The sequence below is a fragment of the Flavobacterium aurantiibacter genome (genome assembly GCF_002251775.1).
GTDB lineage: Bacteria > Bacteroidota > Bacteroidia > Flavobacteriales > Flavobacteriaceae > Flavobacterium > Flavobacterium aurantiibacter.
In genome coordinates, this window is sequence record NZ_NOXX01000107.1 from 1 (window position 1) to 1,222 (window position 1,222).

Annotated in this window: 1 pseudogene; it reads left to right on the forward strand. The window is 38.8% G+C overall.

The annotated features are described in order from the left end of the window. Positions 1-103: 103 nt before the first annotated feature. Positions 104-985, forward strand: a pseudogene (locus tag CHX27_RS15985) (IS256 family transposase, variant Zn-binding type); the annotation flags it as partial. Positions 986-1,222 lie beyond the last annotated feature (237 nt).

The following is a 1,222-nucleotide window of genomic DNA, read 5'->3' on the forward strand; positions in this document are numbered from 1 at the left end:
TAATGGACATTTTTTAGGCTGATAATCGTGTGAAGCGTTGATATCATTAGCTTTGACGCCAATCAAAGGTTATGAATAAAAAAAGTGCTTTTATTGTGGCAAAGGTTTTGTCAAGAAAAACGGTTTTAGCCGTGGAGTTCAATTGTATAAATGCGGTCATTGCAATCGGCAATTTTTAGGTGGAGTTAGGTTAGACAATAAAACGCTATGGCGAGAATATGTCGAGGGAAAGCAGACTTACGCGCAATTAGCTCACAAGTATGATTGCTCGATTAAGACTATTCAGCGGCGTCTTGATCAGATCAGAGTTTGTGCTCCAACAAAAGAACCACGAGATGTAGTTGTGTTAATGGACACGACTTATTGGGGGCGCGGATTTGGAGTTATGCTTTTCAAAGACTCGCTGACAAAAGAAAATCTGTTGAAGTACTACGTCGCACATGAAACAAATGCCAAATATGCCTCGGGAATAAAAGAGTTACAAGCTTTAGGATTTCGTGTTCTTGCCATAGTTTGCGATGGTCGGAAAGGGTTGGTGCAAATGTTTGATGGCATACCGGTTCAAATGTGTCAGTTTCATCAGGCAGCAATTATTCGTAGATATCTCACAAAAAAACCAAAGCTCAAAGCAGCCAGAGAGCTAATGGAAGTAGTTGATTTAATGAAACAAACAGACAAAGAATCCTTCATTGGGGCATTACAATTATGGTTTAATAAGTGGGAAAACTTTCTAAACGAGCGAACCTTAAACCTTGTAACTAACAAATCCCATTATACCCACAAAAGACTAAGAAGTGCTTACCGCAGTCTTAAAAGTAATTTAGCCTGGCTCTTCACATGGTATGAACATAGTAAGTTACAAATCCCTAACACTACCAATGCAATCGACGGTCATTTTGCAGATTTAAAGAACAAACTGCGTAATCATAATGGACTTTCAATTAAGCGAAAAAAGAGATTCGTTGATGAGTTTTTAAAGGTATGAGGCTCTCCAAAAATGGCAATAGGCTGCCTACAAGCAACCTATTGAACCGACCTTTTTGTCGAGCATCCGTATTATTCCTGACAAGTTGCTCTCCAGCAGAGCTTGTTTCCGCTTATACAGACGACCAAAGTTGAGAAAGAAAAATTACCTAACAATCAATCGGCTCAAAATACAGCCTAAAAAATGTCCATTAGGAAGCAACGTCTAAAAAATAGCCTAAAAAATGTCCATTACTCC